This window comes from Pararobbsia alpina (assembly GCF_965118125.1).
GTDB lineage: Bacteria > Pseudomonadota > Gammaproteobacteria > Burkholderiales > Burkholderiaceae > Pararobbsia > Pararobbsia alpina_A.
In genome coordinates this window covers 1248158-1273577 of sequence record NZ_OZ221287.1, presented here as the reverse complement: position 1 = coordinate 1273577, position 25420 = coordinate 1248158, and the positions used below count along the sequence as shown (strand labels likewise).

The window sequence follows — 25420 nt, the reverse complement described above, 5'->3', positions numbered from 1 at the left end:
CAGGCTCAGCTTGATTCAAGCACGGGCCGCGCACGCCGCCGATATTTCTGGCGAAACGAGTTGAGCGCGTCGGCATAGACCGCCATGTACTCGTCGGTCACACGTCGCACCGAAAACTTCTCGATGTCCTCGCGCCCGCGTTGCGCGTAGTCATTGCGCAGTGCATCGTTCGCGAGCAACGAGCCGATCGCTTCGGCAAGCTTCTCCGGAGCGCGGGCGGGAACCAGCAACCCCGCTCGGCCGTGGTCCAGCATTTCCGGAATGCCGTCGACATTCGTCGCCACGATCGCGCATCCGGCCTCGCGTGCCTCAGAAAGCACGAGCCCGGCAGGCTCTCTGTGTGACGCCAGCACGAACACATCCGTCTGCGCGAGCCACGGCGAGGGGTTGGGCACGAAGCCCGTAAAGTGCACGCGCTCCCCGACTTGAAGCTCCTTCGCGAGGGCCGCCAGCGCATCTCTGTCCGGTCCCCCGCCGACGATGTAGAGCGAGGCATCGGCGTGTGCCGTACCGAGCTGCGCAAACGCGCGTACCAGGTCCTGAATGCCCTTGCGTTCATACAAGCCCGCGATCGTCACGATCGAAGGACGGCTGACGGCAGGCAAAGCCTGCGCCGCCACGTCGGCAGAACTCTCGAGGCGCGGCGTGCCGAGCGTGCCGTTGAGGACCGTGCACATGCGCCCTGCGGGAACGCCGCGCCGGATCATCGCCATCTCGACCGCTTTGGTCACGGCGACGACGCGATCACCGAACCGCATCAGGCTCGCGCTGCGCTGGAATTCGTTATGCACGGTCGTGACGAGCGCGAAGCGTCGCCGCCACGTGCCGAAGCGCGCGATCATCGTGCCCGTCATCATGTGGGCGTGGACGACGTCCGGGTCGAACTCGCGCAGCAGGCGATTCAGGCCCCGGACCATCTTCGGCATTTTGAGGGGATCCCGCGATTGATCGAGCAGGACATGGCGCACGCCATGCTGCGCCAGAAGCGGCTCAAAGCTGCCGCCCGACGACGCGACCACGACTTCGTGGCCCGCGTCAGCTTGCGTGCACGCCAGATCGACCATCACGTTGACGATTCCGTTACCGATTCGCTCGACGTGATTGGCGAGGTGAACAATTCTCATGGATTCTCCGAACCATCGGCCGACGCGGAGGTGCCCCGCCCATGGGGAAACCGCCGGCATTTCGCCGTCTATCCATGCTATGGGGTTATCCCTGCCGGGACTGTGCGGTGGCGCGCGCTGACTGAGGGTCAAACGCTGGTAAGTCGTTCGCGTTTCGCGCGCGAGCCGGCAAGAACTGCCGGGCTTTGGGAGTGTTTGAGAGAAATTGCTCGGGAAATCGCTTTGTTCTCAATGGCGGGGTGACACCGGCCATCGAGAACATCGCCCCGGGTTATCCGACTCGCGTCGGTCGGCGCTGCAGGAACCAGGGCGAGCGAAGACGCGTTAAAACCACTGAGCGTCGTCGAGGAAGTCGGGATCCGCGTCGCGCGACGTAGCGACAGCCTGTTCGTATGTCGTGTAGCAGAGCGCGGTGCCCGGCATGCGCATCGTGCCATCCGAATGGGAGAGGAAACGCTTGAGCAAAGCGAGGCGCGGATCGCTGTCGTCGCGATGGATATCGACATAAATCTGGCCGCGATAGGTGCCGTCGTCGCCCGATTCACTAAACGAGCGGCACGACTTCCAGGGAATGTCATTGGCCTCGAGCCAATCGACGAGTTGCCGGCGCTGCGGGAGGCTGCGCCAGTCATCGCGTTCGAGCGCCTGCAGGGTAATCCTGTGTCCTTCCTGGATCACCTTCTCGAAAGAGATAAACAAGACATCACGTCCAACGAGTCTCGCGATTGCGTCGATCGCCTGAATCTCATCGTCTGCCATATTCATGACGTTTCCTGTGCGCCTTTTACTTTTTATGGGTAGGTGGTCTCAATCCCGGGAGAATCATGCCTCAATCATCATGAGAATTAAAGGCGTGAGGAAAAAAACAAATCGAAGAATCCCAGATAACGGCAGCGCTGCGGTCGCACAAATTCACCCGCGCCTCATTCGCGCGTGGGCCTGTCTGCGCTTGCCTTCGGGTCGCCCGAATGTCCGGCCGATTGCGTCAAAACAGAAAACCCGCGTAGAATCGCCGACTGCGCGGGCGTCGTATAACGGCTATTACCCTAGCTTCCCAAGCTAGAGACGTGGGTTCGACTCCCATCGCCCGCTCCAGTCTTCTGTTCCCAGCCGTCTCCGGGCAATTCCAGATCAAAGGTTTAAGACCTTTCCCGGACAGTGCGCAGCTTCGCACTGCCGTGACGGGCACCGAGGAATTACTGGGGCCGCCCTGCATTGATCCACCGCTCGACGTCCACCGAACGCAACCAATAGCGAGTCGCTTTGTAGACGTCGAGCATGTGTATCGCCTCGGCAAACATCGGGCGGAACAATGCCGCGTCCTCCGGGGAAAGCTTGAGCGCGTCAACAGCCTGATCAAAAGTCCGCGCGTCCGCGACAACGCTTCTCACTGCAAACTTCAAATCTTCTCGAAAACGCTCTCGCACGGGGTCCGGCCGCCAGCTTTTCAGCGCGGCAGAATATTTTCCGATGGAACGGCGATAGGCGTCCTCGAACAATTCGACGGCCAGCGACACGTCGCGGCATTCGTAGACACCGATCATGGCGAGCGCGTATTCGTTCGCATCGACTTCGAGAAAGGACAACGGTGCAGCGTTGTACAGCATCAACGGTATGTTTGCCGCCAGACGACTCGTCCGTTTGTTTCCGTCTTCGAATGCCTGCAGATACGCGATGTTGACCAGCAAAAAGAATGCGGCTTCAACCGGATTTTTGATTGCGCCGGCCTTTGCCACAATGTGTCCGAACATCTCCTCGAGCAGCGAAGGAATATGTGTCGGCACATATGTCGAATGGCTGATGCTAACAACTTGCTGGCGTATGCAGCCCAAAGCCGCCGTGTTCTCCAACAACCCGTCCATCAGCACGTGGTGCAAATTGCGCGCCAGCATCGTCGTCAGTCCGTGCATCGGCACGCTTTCGACCAGGAACTCGATGGCGTCTTTGTGGTTCAGCAGCATGATCGAGTCAAGGTCATCGCCGCGCCGGCGGCTCTCGAACAGCTCTTTCGTGCCAGGCAACGTATAGCTGTTGCCTTCGAGACGCGACGACGACCAGGAGAGATCGATCAACAACGGTTCGAGTACTTTCCGTGCGTACGTCCCAGCGGGTTGCTGTCCTTTCATCGTGCCGAGCGACATCAGCTCCTCGGCAAGGGACGCCGGCAACAAGCTGCTGTAGTTGGGTATGTAGTTGTCGACGAACTCTCGTTGATAGCTCACACGCTTACGCGTCAACAATGGTCTGGCGAGGTGCTCGCGTAACACAGCGCTATCACCTTGCCACGGCGAACGTGGCTGCTCGGCGAGCCATACCGGTTGCACAAAGCGTGAGTAAAGGTCATAAGCTGCACCGGAGCGCCCACGCTCACCGCCCTCTAAAGAGGTAGTTGGGCTGCCGTATGTTGATGCCTCGGCATCGGACGTTGCGAGGAGATCTGTTGTCGCATCCATTTTCGCGCCTCAAAAGTATTTCCAGACCAGCGACGTTAGCTGGCAGAAACGCTTTTGGGGAGCGTCTTTGAGGTCGCGCAAGCGGTCTTGATCGGTTTGTGCAAAGACTGAGGCGCTAGCAGATTCGACCCACCGACTTGATGAAGCAGAAGGTCCGAAGGTATCGTGCCGTATCCCCTATCGGACATGTCCCATGGCTCAGTCGGATCTTTCATCCGTAACGCGCGAGATCACACTGCGAAGTGCAACTGCGGCGGATGCATTCGATATCGCGTCGATACATGTTCGCGCGTGGCAAGCAGCGTATCGAGGCCTTGTCCCTGATGCGTACCTAGCGTCGCTTTCTATCGAGAAGCGGCACGCGTACTGGAGCGAGGTCTTGTCCAATCCGCTGCAGGACGCAACGAAACTCACAACGACAGTCGCCATCGAGCACGACCGGGTTGTCGGGTGGGTCGCTACCTCGGCCTCGAGAGACAAAGACAATGGCGCGGGGTGGGGCGAAATCCAGGCGATCTATCTCGAACCCTCTGTTCGCCGACAAGGCATCGGATCGCGTCTGACGCGCGAAGCGCTGACGGCCCTGGCTACCGCCGGCTACACCCACGCTTCACTGTGGGTGCTCAGCGAAAACACAGCCGCCCGCCTGTTCTACGAACGCATGGGCCTTGCCGCCGAGCAAGCATCGCAAAAGACTTTCAAGCTCGGCGAAGCGGAGCTGAGCGAAATCCGTTACGCCATCGCTCTGACGGGCTAACGCACTCGACGGCCACAAAACGTAGCCAAAAAGGCTACGATCGTCGCAATTGAGCTACGACTTGCGCCGTCCCGGCAGATCGTTCGGGCATAAACGATCTGCATTGCTCATTCGGAAGCACGCTCACTGCGACCACGACGCGAGCACGTGGCCTTTCACGCCTAAACTACCGGCACGCTTGTGCGCTCCATGAACTTTGGCTCTTGTCGCCACTGCGTGGCCTGTTCGAACGCATAGCCGAAACCGAGCAAGCGGGCTTCGCTCCATGCGGGGCCGACGAATGACAGGCCGACGGGCAAGCCGCGGACGAGGCCGGCGGGTACGGTCAGGTGCGGGTAGCCCGCCACCGCCGCGGGTGTCGAAAAACCCCCGCCGCCGCTGTCGCCGTTGATGAAGTCGGTGAGCCAGGCGGTGCCGCCTGTCGGTGCGACGATTGCGTCGAGGTGGTTGTCGGCCATGACTTTGTCGAGGCCCTCATCGCGCGACGCTGTGCGACACGTAGCGAGTGCCTTCACATAGACGTCGCTATCGAGCCCGCCCAACGCCTGCGCCTGCAGAAATAGCTCTTGTCCGAAGTAAGGCATCTCGGTGGTGCGATGCGCGTCGTTGAACGCGATGACGTCCGCCAGATTGCGGACCCTGGCATGGGGTGCGAACGTGTCGAGCCACACAGCCAAATCATGCTTGAACTCGTGCAGCATGACAGCCAGCTCTTCGTTGTCGTACGTGATCTTCGGCAAGTCGACCGGGTCGACCACGTCGGCACCGAGCGCTTTCAGTTGCGCGATCGCTCGCTCGATCTGTGCATCGACTTCGTCATGCCCTGAAAAGTAGTTGCGCGCGACACCGATCCGCGCGCCACGCAACGCGTTCGCATCGAGTGCGGCAAGGTAATCAGTGGGCAACGGTGCGTCATGGGTCGCCGAGTCGTTCGCATCCTTCGCCGAAATCACCGACATCAGCACCGCCGCATCGCGCACGGTGCGTACGATGGGGCCCGCTGTGTCTTGCGTGCGCGAAATCGGAATGATGCCGTCACGACTCACGCGTCCGACGGTCGGCTTCAGGCCGACCAGCCCGTTGATCGAAGCCGGGGAAGTAATCGACCCGTCGGTCTCCGTGCCAATCGCCATCGCGGTCAGCCCGGCCGCAACGGCAGCTGCCGACCCTGAACTCGAACCGCTTGTCGTGCGGTCGAGCGCATAGGGGTTGCGTGTCAGGCCACCGACACCGCTCCAGCCACTCGTCGAACGTGTCGAACGGATATTGGCCCACTCCGACAGGTTGGTCTTGCCGACGATCACTGCGCCGGCCTCGCGCAGACGCTGAACCAGAAACGAATCGCGCTTCGCGCTGATTTTGTCGAGCGCGAGCGAGCCTGCGTTCGTTGCCATCCGATCGCCCGTCGCGATGTTGCCCTTGATCGCCACGGTTACCCCATGCAGCGGCCCTCGAACCTTTCCGGCCTTGCGCTCGGCATCGAGCGTGCCGGCAATCGACATCGCGTCAGGATTCAGTTCGAGCATGCTGCGAACCTGCGGCCCGGCGCGATCGATGTCCGCAATCCGCTTGAGGTAGTACTGAAGCGCTTCGGTCGCGCTCGTGGACGCGGTCGGTGTTCCGACCACCGGCTCAGTGGCCGCTGAGGCCGACGCAGCAGGCGACGCCGACAACGCGCTGCGCGACGACACCATCGAAGCAATCACACCCATCGAAGCAAAGAAACGACGTCGCTGCATAGCGTCCACACAGGGCCAGTATTTAAAGTTGCGCGAGCATACCTCGACAATAGATCGCGCGACAGCGAAGAGACGGACCGCCGCGCCAGCGCAAGCCTCACTAAGAACCCGAACGTCGATAGCATTCGCCTTGACGCGCAAATGGCGCCCTAACTGCACTGGCTGGCCAGGACGCGTCGTCGCTAACGTCCTGCCGATCTCCAGCCGATTGGCCGCCCGGTATAATCCGCCCCATTCCGCCTGACTTCAACGCGCTTCAGATGCATCCCGATACGCCCGACACCCCCGAGAACGCCAAGCCCCAAGACAACGCACAGACCGAAGCCGGCCAGAGTTCGTCCGAATCGCAAGAAACCGGAGCGAACGCACCCGGCAGCGAAGTCCCGGAGCAGTTCCGCCGCCGCATTCGCAGCTTCGTCACGCGCGCAGGACGCGTATCGACGGGTCAACGTCGCGCACTCGATGAACTCGGCCCGCGCTTTGTGCTGCCGTTCGACGGTCAGCCGCTCGACTGGGAAAAGACGTTTGGCCGCATCGCCCCGCGCGTGCTCGAAATCGGCTTCGGCATGGGCGCGACGACGGCCGAGATCGCCGCGCGGCGTCCTGGCGACGATTTTCTGGGAATCGAGGTGCATGAGCCTGGCGTCGGCGCCCTGCTCAAGCTGATCGAAGAACAGCAGCTCACCAATATCCGGATCATCCAGCACGACGCCGTCGAAGTGATCGAACAGATGCTGCCCGAGAACAGTCTCGACGGCGTGCATATCTATTTCCCGGATCCGTGGCACAAGGCGCGCCATCACAAGCGCCGGCTGATTCAACCGGCGTTCGTCGCAACGCTCGCCTCACGCGTCAAGGCCGGCGGCTATATCCACCTCGCGACGGACTGGGAGAACTACGCCGAGCAAATGCTCGAAGTGCTGTCGGCCGATCCGTCGCTCAAGAACACGGCCTCCGACTACGCGCCACGCCCCGACTACCGTCCGGTGACCAAGTTCGAACGCCGCGGTCTCAAGCTCGGTCATGGCGTGTGGGATCTGCTGTTCAAGAAGGTATAAGACCCCGCAGCTCCCGTTCACGGGCGTTCAGGTAACGCCCGTCGAGCAGACATACCCCGCTACCCATCACACACACAGCCAATCGCACCTGAGCCACGCTTGGCCGCATACACTCGGCTGAAAACGCGACCGGTCGACGCTTACCACTCGACCACGCCCGCATACGCCGTCGCGAGAATGACGCCGCCGAACGCGATCCGATACCAGGCGAACGCGCGGAAATCGTGCGACGACACGAAGCGCATGAGCCACCTTACGCAGATCAGTCCGCTGACAAAAGCCGCAATCAGTCCGATGGCGAGCACGGCCGCGGAGTCACCCGTGAGTCCTGCACGCGCCTTGAGCAATTCGTAGAGCGTTGCCGCGAACAGCAGCGGGATCGCAACGTAGAACGAGAACTCGGTTGCGACCTTGCGATCAAGGCCAAACAGCATGCCGCCGATGATCGTCGCACCAGAGCGCGATGTCCCGGGAATCAACGCGAAGCACTGTGCAACGCCCACCTTGATCGCATCGACCGCGCTCATCTGATTGAGCGAAATCACGCGCGCGCCCGACCCCACAAGATTGTCGGCCTCCCTCTGCCGCGCCACGCGGCGGTTGCGATGCTCAACCAGCAGGATCACGAGCCCGCCGACAAACAACGCAATCGCGACAGGCACTGGCGCAAACAGATGCGCCTTGATGGCCTTGCCGAACAGCAAGCCAAGCAGCCCCGCCGGTATGCAAGCGAGCACGACATTGGCGACGAACCGGCGCGCCTCGGTGTGTGACGGCAAGTCGAGCACCGTACCGATCAGCTTGCGGCGGAACTCCCAGCACACGGCGAGAATGGCGCCGAGCTGGATCACGATATCGAAAAGATTGGCCGCGTCGCCCTGCATGCCGAGCAGATTACCCACGACGATCAGATGCCCGGTGCTCGACACCGGAATAAATTCGGTCAGTCCTTCGACAACGCCGAGGATCAATGCGGTGGCCTGCTCGGGCAGCAACATGAAGTCGTCCTGTGAAGTTGAGACAAGGTTTGTGGATCGCCGGGAAGGCTTACGCACCGAACAATGCAGGGAGATGGCTTAAGCCTTGCTGAGTCGCAAGCAGGCCGCGTCGAAGCAACACGTCGCATCAAGCAACACGTCGCCTCAGGCAACAGCCAAGCTTCGCGGTCTGAGCGTCTGCACAACGCCTGCCCCGATCAATCAGCGTGGCTCGCCTGCGTGCTTCAATCACACCTGCAAGCTTCGCACGCGCAGAAAACCTACTGCGTACGCTGCACGATCTCGACCTTGATGCCGTTCTTGAGCACCGTGATCGTGCCGGGCTCGAACTGCGCCCCTGCGAACGTCAGCTGATCCGGCTTGAACGTATAGATCGGATAGTTATTGAGCAACTGCTGCGCGGCCACGGCGAGCGCGGCATCGATCTGCTGTTTGTACTGCTCGGCCGACGCGTCAAACTCACTGCGTTCAACCTGAGGATCCTTGAGCTGCACCGACAGGGTCGGCGCGTCGTAAGCCAGTTGCGTGTTCAACGTCAACGAACCGTTGACCGGCTGATTCAGGAACGGGCTCGTCAGCGCAACGTTGGCGCTGACCGCGACACGATTCGCGTCGGGCTCGAACCCGATGGCCGGGTTGGTCAGCGCGAGGTCGAACACCTGCGCGAGCGCGCGGTGATACGGAAACTTGCGCGCCACGGCGCCGTACACCTGATCACGCGAAAACGTGTAGTGGTCGGGGATGAACGGAAACATCGGCGAGGCGACGGCCAGGCGAAGCCCGGCGCCAGGCACAACGCCTGCGGCAAGCACCGCGGCCGCGCCGGTCAGCGTGCCAAGCAGGAAACGGCGGCGAGCCAGCGCGTGGTCATCATCGCTTAACTGGATTCTTCGTGGCGTCAAACTACACTCCAGACATCAGTACAGGGGAGCAGCCTACAGCAAGCGGCCTGCGGGTACGACCGGGCCGTCAAGCAATAGTTGCACCCACTGTTCCGACTGGCCATGCGCGATTTGCTACAATCTCGCCCGATCCTTCTGCGATTTCACTTCAGCCATCATCATGAACACCGAACAAGCGCGCTTCAACATGATCGAACAGCAAATCCGGCCGTGGGACGTGCTGGACCAGGATGTGCTGAACCTGTTGTCGATCGTCAAGCGCGAAAATTTCGTGCCTGCCGCCTACAAGAACCTCGCGTTCGCCGACCTCGAGATTCCGCTGCCCGCTGGCCAGAAGATGCTCCAGCCGCGCCTCGAGGCCCGCATTCTGCAGGAACTCGGCATCAAGAAGCACGAATCCGTGCTTGAAATCGGTGCCGGCTCGGGCTACATGTCCGCGCTGCTCGCACACCGCGGCCGCCACGTGCTTGCCGTCGATATCAAGCCGGAACTCGTCGCGCTGTCGCGTGAGAACGTTTCGCAAAATGGCGTGACGAACGTGGAAGTCGTCGAGGGCGATGCCGCACGCGGCTGGTCCAACGGCGCGCCGTTCGACGTGATCGTCGTTTCTGGCGGTCTGCCGGTGCTGCCGCAGGATCTGCTGGGCCAACTGAAGGTCGGTGGCCGCCTCGCTGCGTTCGTCGGCGTGCTGCCCGTTCAGAAGGCGCAGATCATCACGCGCGTCGGCGAAACCGAGTACAAGATCGACGACGTGTTCGAAACGTATGTCGAGCCGCTGATCAACGCGGTCCAGCCGCCGCAATTCAAGTTCTGACCATGCAACAGATTTCGCCGCAAGGGCTCGCCGAATGGCTGGCCGAAGCTGAAAGCAGTGCCGCACGCAAAGAGCCCGTGTTGCTCGACGTGCGCGAACCGTGGGAACTCGAACTCGCGAAGATCACCGGTTCGGTCACGATCCCGCTGCGCGAGATTCCGGCGCGCACCGGCGAGCTCGACGAAGACGCACCGATCGTCTGCATCTGCCACCACGGCGGACGCAGCGCGCAGGCCGCGATGTTCCTCGAGTCGCGCGGTTTCAAGAACGTCTACAACCTGCAAACGGGTGTCGACGGCTGGGCGCGTCAGATCGACCCGGAGATGAAGACGTATTGAGAATGGCCGGTGCACGCGGCGACGCGCGCACCGCGTTTCTCACGAATCGCTAAACAGATTCGCAAGAAGGCTTCATGCAATAAAAAAGGCGCTTCGTCGAAACGAAGCGCCTTTTTTGTTTCCCACGAGCGGACGACCCGGTCGCCTTGTCACCCGAATGCACGCGAGCCGGCGAACACTGCAGAGTGGTAACCGCAGCGCCGCCGTCACCGTATCTGCGCCAGCGCCATCCGGCATGCAGACGTCAGACACCGACGTCCGCACGCCCCGCCATCAAGCCGTTTCCTTGAGCGCCTCAGCCACCGTGCCGAACAGATGATCGATCTGCTGTTCGTCGACGATCAGCGGCGGCGAGAACGCCAGGATGTCGCCCGTGCAGCGCACGAGCACGCCCTTCTGGAAGCACTTGAGGAACACATCGAAACCGCGCGCGCCCGGCTTGCCGTCGCGTGGCTTCAGCTCGATGCCGCCGACCAGGCCCAGGTTGCGGATATCGAGCACGTGCGGCGCATCGCGCAGCGCGTGAATGGCCTTCTCGAAGTGCGGCGCCATCTTTGCCGCGCGCTCGAACAGCTTTTCGTTCTCATACACATCCATGGTCGCGACGGCCGCGGCAGCGGCAAGCGGATGGCCCGAATACGTATAGCCGTGGAAAAACTCGATGCCAGCGGCAGCGCCGTCGACGATCGCGTCGTGAATGCTTTGCTTGACCGCGACCGCACCCATCGGCACCGTGGCATTGTTCGTGCCCTTGGCCATCGTGATCAGGTCGGGCGTCACGCCGAAGAATTGCGAAGCGAACGGCGCACCGAGACGGCCCCAGCCCGTGATAACTTCGTCGAAAATCAGCAGGATGCCGTGCTTGTCGCAGATCTCGCGCAGACGCTGCAGATAACCTTGCGGCGGCACCAGCACACCCGCCGAGCCCGCGAGCGGCTCGACGATGACCGCGGCAATCGTCGACGCATCATGCAGGGCGACACGACGCTCAAGATCGTCCGCCAGATGCGCGCCCCAGGCCGGCTGGCCCTTCGAGAATGCCTGCTCCTTCAGATTGAAGGTCTGCGGCAGATGATCGACCGACGGCAGCAGCTGGCCCGAGTACGCCTTGCGGTTCGGCCCGAGGCCGCCCACCGAAATGCCGCCAAAGCCCACGCCGTGATATCCACGCTCGCGCCCGATGAACCGCGTGCGCTGGCCTTCGCCACGCGCACGGTGATACGCCAGCGCGATCTTGAGCGCCGAGTCCACCGCCTCTGAACCCGAGTTTGCAAAGAAGATCTTCTTGAGATCGCCCGGCGTGTGCGCCGCGATCCGCGTCGCAGCCTCGAACGCTTTCGGGTGCCCCATCTGGAATGTCGGCGCGAATTCCATCTGCTCGACCTGCGCCTTGACCGCCTCCACGATCTCCGTACGGCAATGGCCCGCATTCACGCACCAGAGGCCCGCCGTGCCGTCGAGAATCTCGCGGCCGTCATCCGTGCGGTAGTACATGCCTTTGGCCGAGACAAGCAGGCGCGGTGCCTCCTTGAACTGGCGGTTGTTGGTGAACGGCATCCAGAAGGCCGACAAGTCGACCGCACTACCCGCTTCGCGCATATTCATAGGGAGTCTCCTTCGATAGTCACCGTGAGTCTATTCACTGTCGACCAATACAGACAGCAGCATTTGTCGTGTTCAGCACAAAACTGTAGTGGCGTCCGTTGCATAACTGTACTGAAAGACTCGAAAGAATTCTGCGCACCACGTGCGCGCATCGTCCCTGCGACGGTGAGTTCCGCGTCGCACCATCACCGTGCAAGTACCGCACCAAGTCCGGCCCGACAGGCCACGCACGCCTCGTAGCGACTCATACCAACTTGCATACAACCCGCGCCGCTACTGCGTGACACGCGAATGGCACACCCCTTGCATTAACCGCCGCGCAAGACATCTGCATCAACGTGCGCCCGCTTCACCCAGTAACACCACCGCACACGCCACTCACCTGGACTACAAGAAGGGACGATGATGAACAGACGCAATCTTCTCAAGCTCGGCTCGCTCGCCGGTGCTGCTGCCCTCGCCGGCAAGACCCCGCTCGCGTTTGCGGCCGACAAGGAGCCGATCAAGGTCGGTGTGCTCCACTCGCTGTCGGGCACCATGGCCATCTCCGAGACGTCGCTGAAGGACACGGCACTCATGACGTTCGCCCAGATCAACGCTGCGGGCGGCGTGATGGGCCGCCCGATCGAGCCGGTCGTCGTCGACCCGGCTTCGAACTGGCCGCTGTTCGCCGAAAAGTCGCGCCAATTGCTCACGCAGGACAAGGTCGCCTGCGTGTTCGGCTGCTGGACGTCGGTGTCGCGCAAGTCGGTGCTGCCGGTGTTCGAAGAACTCAACGGCCTGCTGTTCTACCCCGTGCAGTACGAAGGCGAGGAAATGTCGCGCAACGTGTTCTACACGGGTGCAGCACCGAACCAGCAAGCCATCCCGGCGACGGAATACCTGATGAGCGCGGAAGGCGGTGGCGCCAAGCGCTTCTTCCTGCTCGGCACGGACTATGTCTATCCGCGCACGACGAACAAGATCCTGCGCGCGTTCCTGGTCTCGAAGGGCGTCAAGGAAGCCGATATTCAAGAGGTCTACACGCCGTTCGGTCATAGCGACTATCAAACCATCGTTGCCAACATCAAGACGTTCTCGCAAGGCGGCAAGACCTGCGTGATCTCGACGGTCAATGGCGACTCGAACGTGCCCTTCTACAAGGAACTCGGCAACGCGGGCCTCAAGGCCACCGACGTTCCGGTCGTCGCCTTCTCGGTTGGCGAAGAGGAACTGCGCGGCATCGACACGAAGCCGCTCGTGGGCAACCTCGCGGCATGGAACTACTTCATGTCGCTCAAGAACCCCGAGAACACGAAGTTCAAGGCGATGTTTGCCGAATGGGTCAAGAAGAACAACCTGCCCGGCGGCGACAAGCGCGTGACGAACGATCCGATGGAAGCCACCTTCGTCGGCATCCATATGTGGAAGCAGGCTGTCGAGAAGGCGCAAAGCACCGACGTCGACAAGGTTCGCACCGCGATGATCGGCCAGACGTTCGATGCACCGAGCGGCTTCAAGCTCGAGATGGACGGCAATCACCACCTGCACAAGCCCGTGATGATCGGCGAAGTGCGTGCGGACGGTCAGTTCAATGTCGTGTGGCGTACCAAGACGGCCGTGCGTGCACAGCCGTGGAGCCAGTACATCCCGGGCGACGAGAAGAAGCCTGATACGGTCGCTTCGGCCACGCCGGCTCACGTCAGCGTCGCATAACGAACGCTTCGATGGAGGATCGGGCGCGGGCCTTCAAAGGACCGCGCGCGTGGCGCAGCCTCGACTCGCGCGGGGCTGCGCGAAGCGTTCCTCGAAGCCCGTCATGACCGGAGCATTGCGCGTATCCCGTCGCCATGCTCAGGCGATACCCGGACGACGGACGATTGAAGCTTGGGAGCCGCATTCCTGAGCTGCATTTCCGAGCTGCATTTCTTAGCTGCACTACCCGCCGCACTACCGAGCGCTGACACCATGCCTCGTTTAACTTCTTCCCTGCTGAACGCACTCTCCGCGCTTGTGTTACTCACAGGCATGGCGCTGAGTCCGCTCGCCTCTGCCCTGAGCGCCGATGACGTCAAGCCGCTTGGCGGCGATGACTTCGACGCGAAGTCCGCGGCGATCGACAAACTCATTTCGAACAACGACGCGCCTTCGCTCGCCGTGCTCAAAGCACTGTCCGAAGACAGCGTGGCCGCGACCGACGCGGGCGACGTCGTCATCATGGATGGCGACGCATACAAGGACCCGGTTACGGGTCAACCCGTCAAAGCCGACAACCCCCAGCCCGTCACGCTGAACAACCTGCTGCGTGCGCGCGTCGCAGGCTCTTTGTCAGCGCTGCAGCTGAACTCACCCGACATCGAAGTTCGTCGACAAGCCATCAACGCGCTGCTCAAGGAACCGAACGAATCGTTCAAGCCGCTGATCGATGCCGCGCGCGCCAAGGAGACGGATGCCGGACTCAAGCACAAGCTCGACACGCTATGGGCGATGACAGCGCTGCACAATCCTGACGCCGCCAAACGCCTTGAAGCCGTGCAGCTCGTGGCCGCCCGTCACGATCTGGAAATGAACGAGCTGCTGTTACCGATCGTTGCGAAGAAACCCGACGGCACCTTCGCCGAACCCGATGCGCAAGTGCGCGCCGCCGCGCAGGCCGGGCTCGATGCGCTGGCGACGATCCGCATGCGCGGCCAATTGATCGGCACGGTATTCGCCGGTGTGAGCCTCGGCAGCGTGCTGTTGCTTGCCGCCCTCGGCCTCGCAATCACCTATGGCCTGATCGGCGTGATCAATATGGCGCACGGCGAATTCCTGATGATCGGCGCTTATGCAACATATGCAACGCAGACCGTTATCGCACGCTACTCGCCGTCCATGATCGACTGGTATCCGCTCTTTGCGGTGCCTGCTGCCTTTATCGCCGCCGGTGTCGTCGGCATCGCGCTCGAGCGCCTGGTGTTGCGACATCTCTACGGTCGCCCGCTTGAGACCTTGCTGACAACGTTCGGCGTCAGCCTGATCCTGATTCAAGCCGTGCGCATGCTGTTCGGTGCGCAAAACGTTCAGGTTTCGAACCCGTCGTGGATGAGCGGCGGCGTGACGATCATGCAGGACGTGATCCTGCCGTACAACCGCATCGTGATCCTGTTGTTCTCCGTCGCCGTGATTGCCATCGCATGGGCCGTGCTCAACAAGACCCGTCTGGGCCTGTTCGTGCGCGCCGTGACGCAGAACCGGCGCATGGCAGCGTGCGTCGGCGTGAAGACCGCACTGGTCGACAGCTATGCGTTCGCCTTCGGTGCAGGCATCGCCGGCCTCGGCGGCTGTGCCCTCGCGCAGATCGGCAATGTCGGCCCCGACCTGGGGCAGAACTACATCATCGACTCGTTTATGGCGGTGGTGCTCGGAGGCGTCGGTCAGCTGGCCGGCACCGTGATTGGTGCATTCGGTCTCGGCGTGATCAGCAAGCTCATCGAACCGTTCTGGGGCGCGGTGCTCGCGAAAATCGCGGTGCTCGTGCTGATCGTGCTGTTCATTCAAAAGCGGCCGCAGGGGATGTTTGCCCTGAAGGGCCGCAGTGCGGAGGTCTGATATGACAACGGTGACACAAGGCGCGGGCAACACCGCGGCGCCTGCATCGGCGTCAACCGTGACGCCGTCCGCCGGTGCCGATGCGCAGCGCCAGCCGATGATTCCCGCCAGTGGTGCTCATGGTGCGACCCCGGGCATGCCGTTTCGCCTCGCGCTGCCCGAACGGCAACCCCTGCTCGGCAAAGCCGGCTGGAGTTTGCTGATCGCGATCGTGCTCGTCGTGGGCATTGGCGTGCCGCTGCTTTCTCTGGTCGTGCCTGAGACCAGTCCGACGCATCTCTCAGCGTATTCGCTCACGCTGATCGGAAAGCTCATGTGCTACGCGATCGGGGCGATGGCGCTCGACCTCGTCTGGGGCTATTGCGGCATTCTGAGCCTCGGTCATAGCCTGTTCTTCGCGCTCGGTGGCTACGCGATGGGCATGTATCTGATGCGAGAGATCGGCCACGAGGGCAAGTACGGGAGCGACTTGCCCGACTTCATGGTGTTCCTCGACTGGCACAAGCTGCCCTGGTACTGGGAAGGCACGCAGCATTTCTGGTGGGCGCTCGCGCTCGTGATCTTCGTACCGGCCATCATCGCGTGGGTGTTTGGGTTCTTCGCGTTCCGTTCGCGCGTCAAAGGCGTGTATCTGTCGATCATTACGCAGGCCATGACATTCGCGGCGATGCTGCTGTTCTTCCGTAACGAGACGGGCTTCGGCGGCAACAACGGCTTCACGGACTTCAAGCGCATCCTGGGCGCACCGATCACGCATCCGGGCACGCGTACGACGTTGTTCCTGCTGACGTTCGCAGTGCTCGTGCTGACCTTTATCGCGGGGCGTGCGATCGTATCGTCGAAGCTCGGACGTGTGGTCACGGCGATCCGCGACGGCGAATCGCGCCTGATGTTCCTCGGCTACAGCCCGCTTGCGTACAAACTGGCGATCTGGACGTTCTCCGCAGTGTTGTGCGGCATTGCCGGCGCACTCTACGTGCCGCAAGTCGGCATCATCAATCCATCGGAAATGTCGCCGGGCAATTCGATTGAAATGGCGATCTGGGTCGCTGTCGGCGGTCGCGGCACCCTGATCGGGCCGATCATCGGCGCGTTCGCGGTCAACGGCGCAAAGAGCTTCTTTACGGCGAACTTCCCTGAGTACTGGCTGTTCTTCCTGGGCCTGATCTTTGTGCTCGTGCCACTGCTGCTGCCGCGCGGCATCATGGGCATTCCCGCGTTGCTCGCGCGCAAGCGAGGTGAACAATGACACTCAAACCGCGCGAAGACTCATTTGACGCGACGCTCGACGACGCACTGCAGGGCAGCACCGCAGCGACGCTGACTGGCCTCGGCCACGTCGTCGATCCGACAAAGATCGACACCTCGCACGGTCCGATCCTCTATCTCGAGGATGTGACCGTAAGCTTCGACGGCTTTCGTGCGCTGAACAAGCTCACGTTGTCGATCGACACCGGTGAATTGCGTTGCGTGATCGGACCCAACGGCGCCGGCAAGACGACCATGATGGACGTCATCACGGGCAAGACGAAGCTCGATACGGGTTCCGCCTTTCTCGGGCAGACCACCGACCTCACTCGACTCAGCGAACCCGAGATCGCGATGAGCGGCATCGGTCGCAAGTTTCAGAAGCCGACCGTGTTCGAGCAGCATCCTGTGTGGGAGAACCTCGAACTTGCGATGCGTCTGCCGCATGAAGACAGTCGCGGCTGGCTGTCGTCGCTGCGCGCGCGTCTGACTGGCGATGCACGTGAACGCATCGAGAACACGCTATCGCTACTGCATCTCGAATCCGAAGCCTATCGTCTTGCGGGCGAACTTTCGCATGGACAGAAGCAGCGTCTCGAGATCGGCATGCTGTTGATGCAGCGGCCTCAGTTGCTCTTGCTCGACGAGCCCGCTGCCGGCATGACGGATGACGAAACCATGCAGCTTGCCGACCTGCTCAATCGCTTGCGTGGGTCGTGTTCGATGATGGTTGTCGAGCACGATATGGAGTTCGTCGCAGCGCTCGCGGGTGAGACCGGTCGAGTCACCGTCATGGCCGAAGGAAGTGTGCTCGCCGAAGGTACGCTCGACGCAGTCAAGCGCAACGAAACGGTGATCGAGTCGTACCTCGGACGATAAGCCACGCTCGACATGAGGGTGCGTGCCCAGCGGACACTTGACGTGCCACTTGCTTATCGCACGCAGTACGATCCCGACAAGAAGGAATGTAAGACATGCTACAGATCGATGCGTTGAACCAGTACTACGGCGGCAGTCACATTCTGCGCAACGTGACGATGACCGCGCCCGACGGCAAGCTCACCGTGCTGCTCGGCCGCAACGGCGTCGGCAAGACCACGCTGTTGCGCTGCCTGATGGGCGTCGTGCCGACGAAGACCGGTCAGGTCAAATGGCGCGAGCAGGCACTGGGTGGTCTGCCGCCTTACGCACGTGTTTCGAAAGGCCTGGCCTACGTGCCACAGGGACGCGATATCTTCCCGCGCCTGACTGTCGAAGAGAACCTGATCGTCGGGGCTGCGAGCCTGCCCAAGCGCGTAAAGAGCGTGCCGGAGCGGATCTATGAGTTGTTCCCTGTGCTCAAGGACATGCGTGCGCGGCGAGGTGGTGACCTGTCGGGTGGTCAGCAACAGCAGCTGGCCATCGGCCGCGCGTTGATGAGCGATCCGCAGTTGCTGATTCTCGATGAGCCGACTGAAGGCATTCAACCTTCGATCATCCGAGACATTGGCCACACCTTGCGCCGCCTCGTCGACGAAGACGGGCTCACGGTGTTGCTCGTCGAGCAGTACTACGATTTCGCACGCGAGCTCGCCGACCAATACTGGGTCATGAGCCGCGGCGAAATCGTCGCGGGGGGTGCGGGTAGTGAGATGGACAGTGCCGGCGTGCGAGAATTGATCGCCGTGTGATGCCAAAAAGCTGAATCGGTGGTGCACTCAGTGAGGATTATTCCGACACGAACGCACCGTCATCCTGACATCTTGCTCCAACATCCTACGCGCGCAGAGCCGCGTTCTCACGCCGCCCGCGCTCCTGTCTCACATACAACCGTGCCTTAAATTTCTACGATCAGGGTCCATTTCGCGACTCTGAATTTCCATGCGCGTAACGCATTCCTTCTGAGTTTTGGGTCGCGAAGATCATTCCCTTGACGGAATATTTCGGATGACCCTAAGATGGCAACTGACGTCGAACACACAGAGGCATTTGAGCAGTGGTGGAATTCGCTCGACCACGATGCGCAAGATTCCGTCCGTTTGGTCGCGAAGCTGCTCAGAGAGTTAGGCACAAAGCTCGGCGACCCGTACTCATCGCAGATCCGCTCATCAAGGCACGGTCGAATGCGGGAACTACGCATCAAACATCGAGGGCATCCCTTCAGAGTGCTGTATGCCTTCGATCCGCGTCGCGTTGCGGTCTTGCTCTTCGGGGGAGACAAGACATCGAAAGGCGATCGATGGTATGAGAAAGCCGTTCCGGCCGCGGATAGGCTCTACGATGAACATCTCGCTGCTCTTGAAGACAAGAAAAGCGAGCGCGTAAAGTTACACAAGAGGTGATGGGAATGACTCGTAAATTTAGCGACCTCGAAGCGAAGATGAGCCCCGAGCGTTTGGCGGCGACTGACGCGCTGGCTAAGGAAATCATCGCCGAGATGAACCTAGCCAACATGCGCCAGAGTCGTGGGTTGTCTCAATCAGACATCGCTGACGCGCTCGACGTGCACCAGCCAGCCATTGCCAAGATCGAGCAGCGGTCCGACATGCATGTGTCGACGCTTCGGAATTACATCGAAGCAATGGGCGGAAAGCTTCTGCTTTATGCGCTTTTGCCGGACGGGATCACGAAGATCACCTTTGACAACCTAGCAGCGGCGGGCCGCGAGAAGGCTCGCGTCACCAATCCAAAGCCTGCCAAGCAGCGGACAAAGACCGTAACCCAATCCAAACGGTCGCCGTCGACTCGGTCGACATCCCTATGCGAGGTCGATCGACCATCAAGAGCAATCGCACACCCGAAGGCCAAAGAATAGGGCGTTTGACGATCATCTTGGACAGCTCGGCAACACGATGGCTGATGTCTCGCAAGCAGACTAGGGAGAAGAAGATGGGGCAAAAATATAGCGAGCTTCGCGCGGTGATTCCGGCCGAGCGGCGCGCCGCTGCCGAGGCAAAGGCCAAACAAATCGTAGCCGAAATACGACGCGATGAAGCAAACCATCGCATAGGAATACCTCACGTCGAATGTGACTCGACGACATTCGCGGAACAGAATCGCCCCTCACTCGCCGACTCACGTTGGCACGGGCGACTGGCTCTTGGCTTTGAGCGGCACGAGACCCGCACCACGCTCGTACACCGCAAGCACGAGGGTCCGCTGCGCGTGCAAAAGCCGCTCTATCCCGAAGGCGAGTCGGTCTGTCATACGGTGATCGTGCATCCGCCCGGCGGGGTCGCGGGGGGTGACGCACTGTCGATCGATATCGATGTAGGCGCAGGCGCGCATGCCCTGCTGACCACCCCCGGCGCAACGAAGTGGTACAAGGCAAACCAGCGACGTGCGAGTCAGGCGATCTCCATCACGCTCGGCGCCGGTGCGAAACTCGACTGGCTGCCTCAGAACAATCTGATCTTCAATCAGGCCGATGTCGCACTCGACTTCACGCTGACCGTCGCCGATGGCGCCACGGCGCTCGGCTGGGACGTCACCCAGCTCGGGCGTCAGGCGGCGGGAGAGCACTGGACTGACGCGGCCCTTCGCGCCGAATCCCGCATCGTAGGCGCCGATGGGCGTCTGCTTTGGTTCGAGCGTGCCGTGTTCGATTCGGCTTCGCCGCTCCGTGATGCGGCCCAGGCCCTCGCCGGTTATCCGGCATTTGGCACGATGTGGGCCGTGGGACCCGCCTGCACACCAGAGCTTGCCGAAACGATCGCGCCCTCACTGCCGTTCGACGATGCCGTCAAAGCCGGTGCAACATGCCTGCCGGGTAACGTAATGCTCATTCGCGTCGTCGCACATTCGATGGAAGTGCTCCAATCGACACTCATCGATTGCTGGCTCAAGCTGCGCCCCATCGTGCATGGTGTTGCCGCTCAGCCGCTGCGGATCTGGTCAACGTAGTTCGGGCGAGCGCCAGGGTCGCTCGCCCGACTGCACCACGAGCGCAACGCCTTTGGATCCTATGCCGCACTGCACGATCAATACCCGTGCAAAAACCTCAATAACATCTGCACCACAATATTGTTCTGCCCCATTCGGGTGATACGATCCCCGTTCTCCTACTTCTGCGTTGTGGTCCCGGACGATGAACCTCACGCCTCGCGAAAAAGACAAGCTGTTGATCTTCACGGCCGCCCTGCTCGCCGAACGGCGCAAGGCCCGCGGCCTCAAGCTCAATCATCCTGAAGCCGTGGCCTTTATCAGTGCCGCGCTGATGGAAGCTGCACGCGACGGCAGGACCGTCGCCGACGTCATGCATTACGGCACCACACTGCTCTCACGCGACGACGTGATGGAAGGCGTGCCCGAAATGATTCCCGACGTGCAAGTCGAGGCAACGTTCCCCGACGGCACCAAGCTCGTGACGGTCCATCACCCGATTCCCTGACGGAGCCTTCGATGATTCCCGGCGAACTGATCACCGACGACGGTGAGCATGAACTCAACGCAGGCCGCGAAACCACAACGGTAACCGTCGCGAATACAGGCGATCGCCCGGTTCAGGTCGGCTCGCATTTCCACTTTTACGAAGTGAACGCGGCGCTCGAGTTCGATCGCGAGAAAGCGCGTGGCTTTCGCCTGAACATCGCATCGGGCACCGCAGTGCGGTTCGAGCCCGGCCAGGAGCGCACCGTCGAACTCGTCGCGCTGGCGGGCGATCGTGTCGTCTACGGATTCCGCGGTCTTGTCATGGGCAAGCTCGACTAGCAGCGCGTCCCAACCCCTCCTAGGACATCCTGACCATGTCACTCAAGCTCGGCCGCCGCGCCTACGCGGAAATGTTCGGACCGACCACCGGCGACCGCCTGCGTCTCGCCGACACCGAGTTGCTGATCGAAATCGAACGCGACTTCACGATCTACGGCGAGGAGGTCAAGTTCGGCGGCGGCAAGGTGATCCGCGACGGCATGGGTCAGTCCCAGCGCACGGCAGGCGACGTGGTCGACACCGTAATCACGAATGCCGTGATCATTGATCACTGGGGCGTCGTCAAGGCTGACATTGGCCTCAAGAACGGACGCATCGCTGCGATCGGCAAGGCAGGCAACCCCGATATTCAGCCAGGCGTCACGATCCCGATCGGCGCCGCGACCGAAGTCATTGCGGGCGAAGGCAAGATCGTCACGGCAGGCGGCATCGATTCGCATATCCACTTCATCAGCCCGCAGCAGATTGACGAAGCACTCGCATCCGGTGTGACGACCATGCTTGGCGGCGGCACGGGCCCTGCAACGGGCACCAATGCGACGACCGTGACGCCGGGTCCGTGGCATCTCGAACGCATGCTTCAGGCCATTGACGGCTGGCCGATGAATATCGGACTGCTCGGCAAAGGCAACGTGAGCCAGCCGCAACCGCTCGTCGAACAGATTGCGGCGGGAGCGATCGGCCTCAAGCTTCACGAAGACTGGGGCACGACGCCCGCAGCGATCGATTGCTGCCTGTCGGTCGCCGACGACACCGACACGCAGGTCGCGATTCACACGGACACGCTCAACGAAGCAGGCTTTGTCGAAGCGACGATTGCCGCCTTCAAAGGCCGCACGATCCACACATATCACACCGAAGGCGCCGGCGGCGGACACGCGCCCGACATCATCAAGGTCGCGGGCGAATCGAACGTGTTGCCCTCGTCGACCAACCCGACGCGACCGTACACGGTCAACACGCTCGACGAACACCTCGACATGTTGATGGTCTGTCATCACCTCGATGCGTCGATCGCCGAAGACATCGCATTTGCCGAATCGCGTATTCGTCGCGAGACGATTGCGGCAGAAGACATCCTTCACGATCTCGGCGCGCTGTCGATGATCTCGTCGGACTCGCAGGCCATGGGCCGCGTCGGCGAAGTCATCATGCGCACGTGGCAGACCGCACACAAGATGAAGGTGCAGCGTGGCAGCCTCGAGGGCGATCCGTCGCGCCACGACAATGCACGCGTCAAGCGTTACGTGGCGAAGTACACGATCAATCCGGCCATCACGCATGGCATCGCGCATGAAGTCGGTTCGATCGAACCCGGCAAGTGGGCCGACCTCGTGTTCTGGGATCCGGCGTTCTTTGGCGTGAAGCCTGCGATGATCCTCAAGGGCGGCATGATCGCGATGGCGCAGATGGGCGATCCGAACGCATCAATCCCGACGCCGCAGCCCGTGCACTACCGAGAAATGTTCGCGACGCGCGGCGGCGCGCTTGGCCGGACGTCACTGACCTTTGTGTCGCAGATGGCATTCGATGCCCGAGTAGCCGATCGTTACGGTCTGGCCAAGCGTGTCGTGCCGGTCAAGAACTGCCGCAACGTGACCAAATCGGACATGATCCACAACGCGTGGCAGCCGAACATCACGGTCGACGCCGAGACCTATCAGGTCATCGCCGATGGCCAGTTGCTCACCTGCGAGCCGGCCGAGTCGCTGCCGCTCGCGCAGCGGTATTTCCTGTTTTGATGACGCCGGAGCATTTGACGTAAAAGGCGTACGATGCAGTCACCCTGAAACGGATGCTTGTGGGCTGAGCACGCTCAAGCCGCAGTCCCCAAGCGATTCCTGCACGCCTCCCGAGTGGTGACTATGCGAACCTTGAACAGACTTATTCCTCCCGGCACGCGCATCGCGAAGCCGCTGCTCGCGCGCGCCGAGGCGCTGACGCTGGCTTTTGACGAACGGCGCAAGAGCCGGTTTGCCACGAAGCTCAATTCGGGCGAAGAGGTCGGCGTCGTGCTGCCGCGCGGGACCATCCTCGCAGATGGCGATGTGCTCGTCGCCGAAGACGGCACGATGGTGGTCATCAAGGCCGCGGCGGAACCCGTGCTGCTGATCACAGGCGCATCGCCCCTCGCTCTGATGCGTGCGGCTTATCACCTTGGAAACCGGCACACCCCGGTTGAAATCGGCGATGGGTATCTGCAAATCGAGCGCGATCCGGTCCTCGCCGACATGCTGCGTCGTCTGGGCATGCGTGTTGACGCCGTTGAAGCACCGTTCGCACCCGAGGCCGGCGCGTATGGCGGCGGTCATAAGCATGGCCACGACGAGACGTTTGCTGAAGACTACGCGCTCGCACAACAAGTCTATGCAGAGCGTCATGGTCATTCGCACGCCCATGACCATAGCCACGAGCACGATCATGGGCACTCGCACGACCATGACCGCAACCATTCGCACGACCACGCGCATGCTCATGGGCACGATCACAAGCATGAGCACAGCCACGCGCATGGGCATGACCACGCTCATGACCACAAGCACGAGCACAAGCAAGCACAGGGACACGGCGACGACCATGATCATGTACATAGCCACGATCATGATCACTCGCATTCGCACGCGCACAAACACGAGCATCCGCACGACCATGACCATGAACACGGGCACAAACATGCCCACGGCCACGATCATGGCCACAGCCATGAGCATGGCGATCACAAGCACAAGCACTCGCACGATTGAAGCATGAGCACCGACACCGCAGAACTCATTGGCCTGTTGCATCTCGCATCGCCGGCGTTGCCGATCGGTGCGTTCAGCTATTCGCAAGGCCTTGAGGCGGCGGTGGAAAGCGGGCTGATCACAGACGGTCCGAGTGCGGCGGCATGGATTTCAAGTGGGATCGAACACGTCCTGGCTCACGGTGAACTCCCTTTCCTGGCTCACCAATTCCGGCGCTGGCAAACGTTCGATCCGGATGCTGCGCACGCACTGAGCGTTGCGAACGAACAGTTCCTGACGAGCCGCGAATCCTTTGAACTGCGGCAAGAAACAGAGCAGATGGGATGGTCGCTCGCGCAATTGTGTGCGTCGCTCGAATGGAGCGATGCCGAGCGCCGCACGCATCTTTCAACGATGAAGCCCGTTGCGCAGCCGACCGTTTTCGCGCTTGCCGCGCAGGCGCACAGCGCTACGTTGGAGGGCACGCTGACCGCTTATGCATTCGCCTGGGCCGAAAATCAGGTTGCCGCTGCGCTTAAAGCGGTGCCGCTCGGACAACTCGCCGGTCAACGTGCGCTCATCGCACAGCGCGAGCCGATCAAGCGTGCTGTCGCTCGAGCGATGTCGACCGATGAAGACAGCGTCGTGACCTTCGCCCCCATGCTTGGCATTTTGTCGGCACGGCATGAAAGCCAGTACTCAAGACTCTTTCGCTCATAAAGCAAACCATCATGAACGCACCCTCCGCTGCCCGTACCAAGAAACTTCCGCCGCTGCGCGTGGGCATCGGTGGCCCCGTCGGTTCCGGCAAGACGACGCTTGTCGAGATGCTCTGCAAGGTCATGCGCGACAAGTACGACCTCGTGGTCATCACCAACGATATCTACACGAAGGAAGACCAACGTCTGCTGACCGTGGCGGGCGCATTGCCGCCTGAGCGCATCATGGGTGTCGAAACCGGCGGCTGCCCGCATACGGCGATTCGCGAAGACGCGTCGATCAACCTCGAAGCCGTCGACCGCATGCTGACGCGCTTCCCGGACGCCGACATCGTCTTTATCGAATCCGGTGGCGACAACCTTGCCGCAACGTTCAGCCCCGAACTCTCCGACCTCACGATCTACGTGATCGATGTTGCCGGCGGCGAAAAGATCCCACGCAAGGGCGGCCCCGGCATCACGAAATCGGACTTGCTGCTGATCAACAAAACCGACCTTGCCCCGCTCGTCGGCGCCTCACTCGACATCATGGCCGCCGACGCCACGAAAATGCGCGGCGAACGCCCGTTCACGATGACCAACCTCAAGTCACTCGAGGGCATAAACGACGTCGTTGCGTTTATCGAGAAGAAGGGGCTGCTCGTCAGCTAACCTGCCTGCTGAGCACGACGAAGCTGACACCG

Annotated in this window: 24 protein-coding genes, 1 tRNA gene and 1 pseudogene; 19 read left to right on the top strand and 7 right to left on the bottom strand. The window is 61.5% G+C overall.

Features of this window, described 5'->3' with window-relative positions:
- Positions 1 to 5: 5 nt before the first annotated feature.
- On the bottom strand, positions 6 to 1124 hold the full coding sequence (locus ACMFWR_RS05480) for a glycosyltransferase family 4 protein (protein WP_413193997.1): 1119 nt from the start codon (positions 1122 to 1124) through the stop codon (positions 6 to 8).
- A gap of 324 nt (positions 1125 to 1448) precedes the next feature.
- Entirely contained in the window at positions 1449 to 1889 is a 441-nt protein-coding gene (locus ACMFWR_RS05475) for a hypothetical protein (protein ID WP_413193996.1), read from the bottom strand.
- Positions 1890 to 2144: 255 nt separating this feature from the next.
- On the opposite strand from ACMFWR_RS05475, the gene ACMFWR_RS05470 reads away from it, so the two are divergent.
- A tRNA-Gly gene (locus tag ACMFWR_RS05470) sits at positions 2145 to 2219 on the top strand.
- A 101-nt stretch (positions 2220 to 2320) separates the two neighbouring features.
- Here ACMFWR_RS05470 and ACMFWR_RS05465 read toward each other — a convergent pair.
- Entirely contained in the window at positions 2321 to 3577 is a 1257-nt protein-coding gene (locus tag ACMFWR_RS05465) for a Fic family protein (RefSeq protein ID WP_413193995.1), read from the bottom strand.
- Between the two features lie 379 nt (positions 3578 to 3956).
- Between ACMFWR_RS05465 and ACMFWR_RS05460 the strand changes: the two genes are divergently transcribed.
- Positions 3957 to 4334 (top strand): N-acetyltransferase family protein, encoded by a 378-nt coding sequence (locus ACMFWR_RS05460; protein WP_413193994.1) that lies wholly within the window; start codon positions 3957 to 3959, stop codon positions 4332 to 4334.
- Between the two features lie 161 nt (positions 4335 to 4495).
- Here the strand turns inward: ACMFWR_RS05460 and ACMFWR_RS05455 are convergent, their stop codons facing one another.
- Positions 4496 to 6073 (bottom strand): amidase, encoded by a 1578-nt coding sequence (locus ACMFWR_RS05455; protein ID WP_413193993.1) that lies wholly within the window; start codon positions 6071 to 6073, stop codon positions 4496 to 4498.
- Between the two features lie 260 nt (positions 6074 to 6333).
- Here ACMFWR_RS05455 and trmB point away from each other — a divergent pair, with 260 nt between their 5' ends.
- Positions 6334 to 7131: a tRNA (guanosine(46)-N7)-methyltransferase TrmB gene (gene trmB / locus ACMFWR_RS05450; protein WP_413193992.1), complete on the top strand. Its 798-nt coding sequence runs from the start codon at positions 6334 to 6336 to the stop codon at positions 7129 to 7131.
- 140 nt (positions 7132 to 7271) lie between these two features.
- On the opposite strand, the gene ACMFWR_RS05445 is transcribed toward trmB, so the two are convergent.
- Positions 7272 to 8129, bottom strand: a complete 858-nt coding sequence (locus ACMFWR_RS05445; protein WP_413193991.1) for an undecaprenyl-diphosphate phosphatase — start codon at positions 8127 to 8129, stop codon at positions 7272 to 7274.
- Positions 8130 to 8389: 260 nt separating this feature from the next.
- On the bottom strand, positions 8390 to 9031 hold the full coding sequence (locus ACMFWR_RS05440; RefSeq protein WP_413193990.1) for a DUF1439 domain-containing protein: 642 nt from the start codon (positions 9029 to 9031) through the stop codon (positions 8390 to 8392).
- 160 nt (positions 9032 to 9191) lie between these two features.
- Here ACMFWR_RS05440 and ACMFWR_RS05435 point away from each other — a divergent pair, with 160 nt between their 5' ends.
- A complete protein-coding gene (locus ACMFWR_RS05435) occupies positions 9192 to 9845 on the top strand; it encodes a protein-L-isoaspartate O-methyltransferase family protein (RefSeq protein ID WP_413193989.1) in 654 nt (217 codons plus the stop codon).
- A gap of 2 nt (positions 9846 to 9847) precedes the next feature.
- Positions 9848 to 10183, top strand: a complete 336-nt coding sequence (locus ACMFWR_RS05430; protein ID WP_413193988.1) for a rhodanese-like domain-containing protein — start codon at positions 9848 to 9850, stop codon at positions 10181 to 10183.
- A gap of 273 nt (positions 10184 to 10456) precedes the next feature.
- On the opposite strand, the gene ACMFWR_RS05425 is transcribed toward ACMFWR_RS05430, so the two are convergent.
- The gene (locus ACMFWR_RS05425; protein WP_413194791.1) at positions 10457 to 11782 is read right to left on the bottom strand and encodes an aspartate aminotransferase family protein; all 1326 of its coding nucleotides are present in this window, start codon (positions 11780 to 11782) and stop codon (positions 10457 to 10459) included.
- Positions 11783 to 12193: 411 nt separating this feature from the next.
- Between ACMFWR_RS05425 and urtA the strand changes: the two genes are divergently transcribed.
- The 14 genes and pseudogenes from urtA (at position 12194) to ureG (ending at position 25388) form a co-directional block, all read left to right on the top strand.
- Positions 12194 to 13483, top strand: coding sequence for an urea ABC transporter substrate-binding protein (urtA, locus tag ACMFWR_RS05420; RefSeq protein WP_413194790.1), 1290 nt, complete (start codon positions 12194 to 12196; stop codon positions 13481 to 13483).
- A 252-nt stretch (positions 13484 to 13735) separates the two neighbouring features.
- On the top strand, positions 13736 to 15358 hold the full coding sequence (gene urtB, locus ACMFWR_RS05415; protein ID WP_413193987.1) for an urea ABC transporter permease subunit UrtB: 1623 nt from the start codon (positions 13736 to 13738) through the stop codon (positions 15356 to 15358).
- A gap of 1 nt (position 15359) precedes the next feature.
- On the top strand, positions 15360 to 16607 hold the full coding sequence (urtC, locus tag ACMFWR_RS05410) for an urea ABC transporter permease subunit UrtC (protein ID WP_413193986.1): 1248 nt from the start codon (positions 15360 to 15362) through the stop codon (positions 16605 to 16607).
- A 77-nt stretch (positions 16608 to 16684) separates the two neighbouring features.
- Positions 16685 to 17485, top strand: a pseudogene (urtD, locus tag ACMFWR_RS05405) (urea ABC transporter ATP-binding protein UrtD); the annotation flags it as partial.
- A gap of 95 nt (positions 17486 to 17580) precedes the next feature.
- Positions 17581 to 18276, top strand: a complete 696-nt coding sequence (urtE, locus tag ACMFWR_RS05400) for an urea ABC transporter ATP-binding subunit UrtE (protein ID WP_413193985.1) — start codon at positions 17581 to 17583, stop codon at positions 18274 to 18276.
- A 267-nt stretch (positions 18277 to 18543) separates the two neighbouring features.
- Positions 18544 to 18927, top strand: a complete 384-nt coding sequence (locus ACMFWR_RS05395; RefSeq protein ID WP_413193984.1) for a type II toxin-antitoxin system RelE/ParE family toxin — start codon at positions 18544 to 18546, stop codon at positions 18925 to 18927.
- A 5-nt stretch (positions 18928 to 18932) separates the two neighbouring features.
- On the top strand, positions 18933 to 19400 hold the full coding sequence (locus tag ACMFWR_RS05390; protein ID WP_413193983.1) for a helix-turn-helix domain-containing protein: 468 nt from the start codon (positions 18933 to 18935) through the stop codon (positions 19398 to 19400).
- A 74-nt stretch (positions 19401 to 19474) separates the two neighbouring features.
- Complete coding sequence (locus ACMFWR_RS05385; protein ID WP_413193982.1) at positions 19475 to 20488, top strand: urease accessory protein UreD; 1014 nt, start codon at positions 19475 to 19477, stop codon at positions 20486 to 20488.
- Positions 20489 to 20672: 184 nt separating this feature from the next.
- Positions 20673 to 20975 carry an urease subunit gamma gene (locus tag ACMFWR_RS05380; RefSeq protein WP_413193981.1) on the top strand — a complete coding sequence of 101 codons (303 nt, stop codon included), beginning with the start codon at positions 20673 to 20675 and terminating at the stop codon, positions 20973 to 20975.
- Positions 20976 to 20986: 11 nt separating this feature from the next.
- Positions 20987 to 21295: an urease subunit beta gene (locus ACMFWR_RS05375; RefSeq protein ID WP_413193980.1), complete on the top strand. Its 309-nt coding sequence runs from the start codon at positions 20987 to 20989 to the stop codon at positions 21293 to 21295.
- A 35-nt stretch (positions 21296 to 21330) separates the two neighbouring features.
- A complete protein-coding gene (gene ureC / locus ACMFWR_RS05370) occupies positions 21331 to 23037 on the top strand; it encodes an urease subunit alpha (protein ID WP_413193979.1) in 1707 nt (568 codons plus the stop codon).
- A 123-nt stretch (positions 23038 to 23160) separates the two neighbouring features.
- Complete coding sequence (gene ureE / locus ACMFWR_RS05365; RefSeq protein ID WP_413193978.1) at positions 23161 to 24039, top strand: urease accessory protein UreE; 879 nt, start codon at positions 23161 to 23163, stop codon at positions 24037 to 24039.
- 3 nt (positions 24040 to 24042) lie between these two features.
- On the top strand, positions 24043 to 24738 hold the full coding sequence (locus ACMFWR_RS05360; RefSeq protein ID WP_413193977.1) for an urease accessory protein UreF: 696 nt from the start codon (positions 24043 to 24045) through the stop codon (positions 24736 to 24738).
- 11 nt (positions 24739 to 24749) lie between these two features.
- Positions 24750 to 25388 carry an urease accessory protein UreG gene (gene ureG / locus ACMFWR_RS05355; RefSeq protein ID WP_413193976.1) on the top strand — a complete coding sequence of 213 codons (639 nt, stop codon included), beginning with the start codon at positions 24750 to 24752 and terminating at the stop codon, positions 25386 to 25388.
- The last annotated feature ends 32 nt before the right edge of the window (positions 25389 to 25420 follow it).

What these genes read in the sequence shown, in the direction of transcription:
- ACMFWR_RS05480 (WP_413193997.1), bottom strand. Translation starts at nt 1,124, where the DNA reads ATGAGAATTGTTCACCTCGCCAATCACGTCGAGCGAATCGGTAACGGA.
- ACMFWR_RS05475 (WP_413193996.1), bottom strand. Translation starts at nt 1,889, where the DNA reads ATGAATATGGCAGACGATGAGATTCAGGCGATCGACGCAATCGCGAGA.
- ACMFWR_RS05465 (WP_413193995.1), bottom strand. Translation starts at nt 3,577, where the DNA reads ATGGATGCGACAACAGATCTCCTCGCAACGTCCGATGCCGAGGCATCA.
- ACMFWR_RS05455 (WP_413193993.1), bottom strand. Translation starts at nt 6,073, where the DNA reads ATGCAGCGACGTCGTTTCTTTGCTTCGATGGGTGTGATTGCTTCGATG.
- trmB (WP_413193992.1), top strand. Translation starts at nt 6,334, where the DNA reads ATGCATCCCGATACGCCCGACACCCCCGAGAACGCCAAGCCCCAAGAC.
- ACMFWR_RS05445 (WP_413193991.1), bottom strand. Translation starts at nt 8,129, where the DNA reads ATGTTGCTGCCCGAGCAGGCCACCGCATTGATCCTCGGCGTTGTCGAA.
- ACMFWR_RS05435 (WP_413193989.1), top strand. Translation starts at nt 9,192, where the DNA reads ATGAACACCGAACAAGCGCGCTTCAACATGATCGAACAGCAAATCCGG.
- ACMFWR_RS05430 (WP_413193988.1), top strand. Translation starts at nt 9,848, where the DNA reads ATGCAACAGATTTCGCCGCAAGGGCTCGCCGAATGGCTGGCCGAAGCT.
- ACMFWR_RS05425 (WP_413194791.1), bottom strand. Translation starts at nt 11,782, where the DNA reads ATGCGCGAAGCGGGTAGTGCGGTCGACTTGTCGGCCTTCTGGATGCCG.
- urtA (WP_413194790.1), top strand. Translation starts at nt 12,194, where the DNA reads ATGAACAGACGCAATCTTCTCAAGCTCGGCTCGCTCGCCGGTGCTGCT.
- urtB (WP_413193987.1), top strand. Translation starts at nt 13,736, where the DNA reads ATGCCTCGTTTAACTTCTTCCCTGCTGAACGCACTCTCCGCGCTTGTG.
- urtC (WP_413193986.1), top strand. Translation starts at nt 15,360, where the DNA reads ATGACAACGGTGACACAAGGCGCGGGCAACACCGCGGCGCCTGCATCG.
- urtE (WP_413193985.1), top strand. Translation starts at nt 17,581, where the DNA reads ATGCTACAGATCGATGCGTTGAACCAGTACTACGGCGGCAGTCACATT.
- ACMFWR_RS05395 (WP_413193984.1), top strand. Translation starts at nt 18,544, where the DNA reads ATGGCAACTGACGTCGAACACACAGAGGCATTTGAGCAGTGGTGGAAT.
- ACMFWR_RS05390 (WP_413193983.1), top strand. Translation starts at nt 18,933, where the DNA reads ATGACTCGTAAATTTAGCGACCTCGAAGCGAAGATGAGCCCCGAGCGT.
- ACMFWR_RS05385 (WP_413193982.1), top strand. Translation starts at nt 19,475, where the DNA reads ATGGGGCAAAAATATAGCGAGCTTCGCGCGGTGATTCCGGCCGAGCGG.
- ACMFWR_RS05380 (WP_413193981.1), top strand. Translation starts at nt 20,673, where the DNA reads ATGAACCTCACGCCTCGCGAAAAAGACAAGCTGTTGATCTTCACGGCC.
- ACMFWR_RS05375 (WP_413193980.1), top strand. Translation starts at nt 20,987, where the DNA reads ATGATTCCCGGCGAACTGATCACCGACGACGGTGAGCATGAACTCAAC.
- ureC (WP_413193979.1), top strand. Translation starts at nt 21,331, where the DNA reads ATGTCACTCAAGCTCGGCCGCCGCGCCTACGCGGAAATGTTCGGACCG.
- ureE (WP_413193978.1), top strand. Translation starts at nt 23,161, where the DNA reads ATGCGAACCTTGAACAGACTTATTCCTCCCGGCACGCGCATCGCGAAG.
- ACMFWR_RS05360 (WP_413193977.1), top strand. Translation starts at nt 24,043, where the DNA reads ATGAGCACCGACACCGCAGAACTCATTGGCCTGTTGCATCTCGCATCG.
- ureG (WP_413193976.1), top strand. Translation starts at nt 24,750, where the DNA reads ATGAACGCACCCTCCGCTGCCCGTACCAAGAAACTTCCGCCGCTGCGC.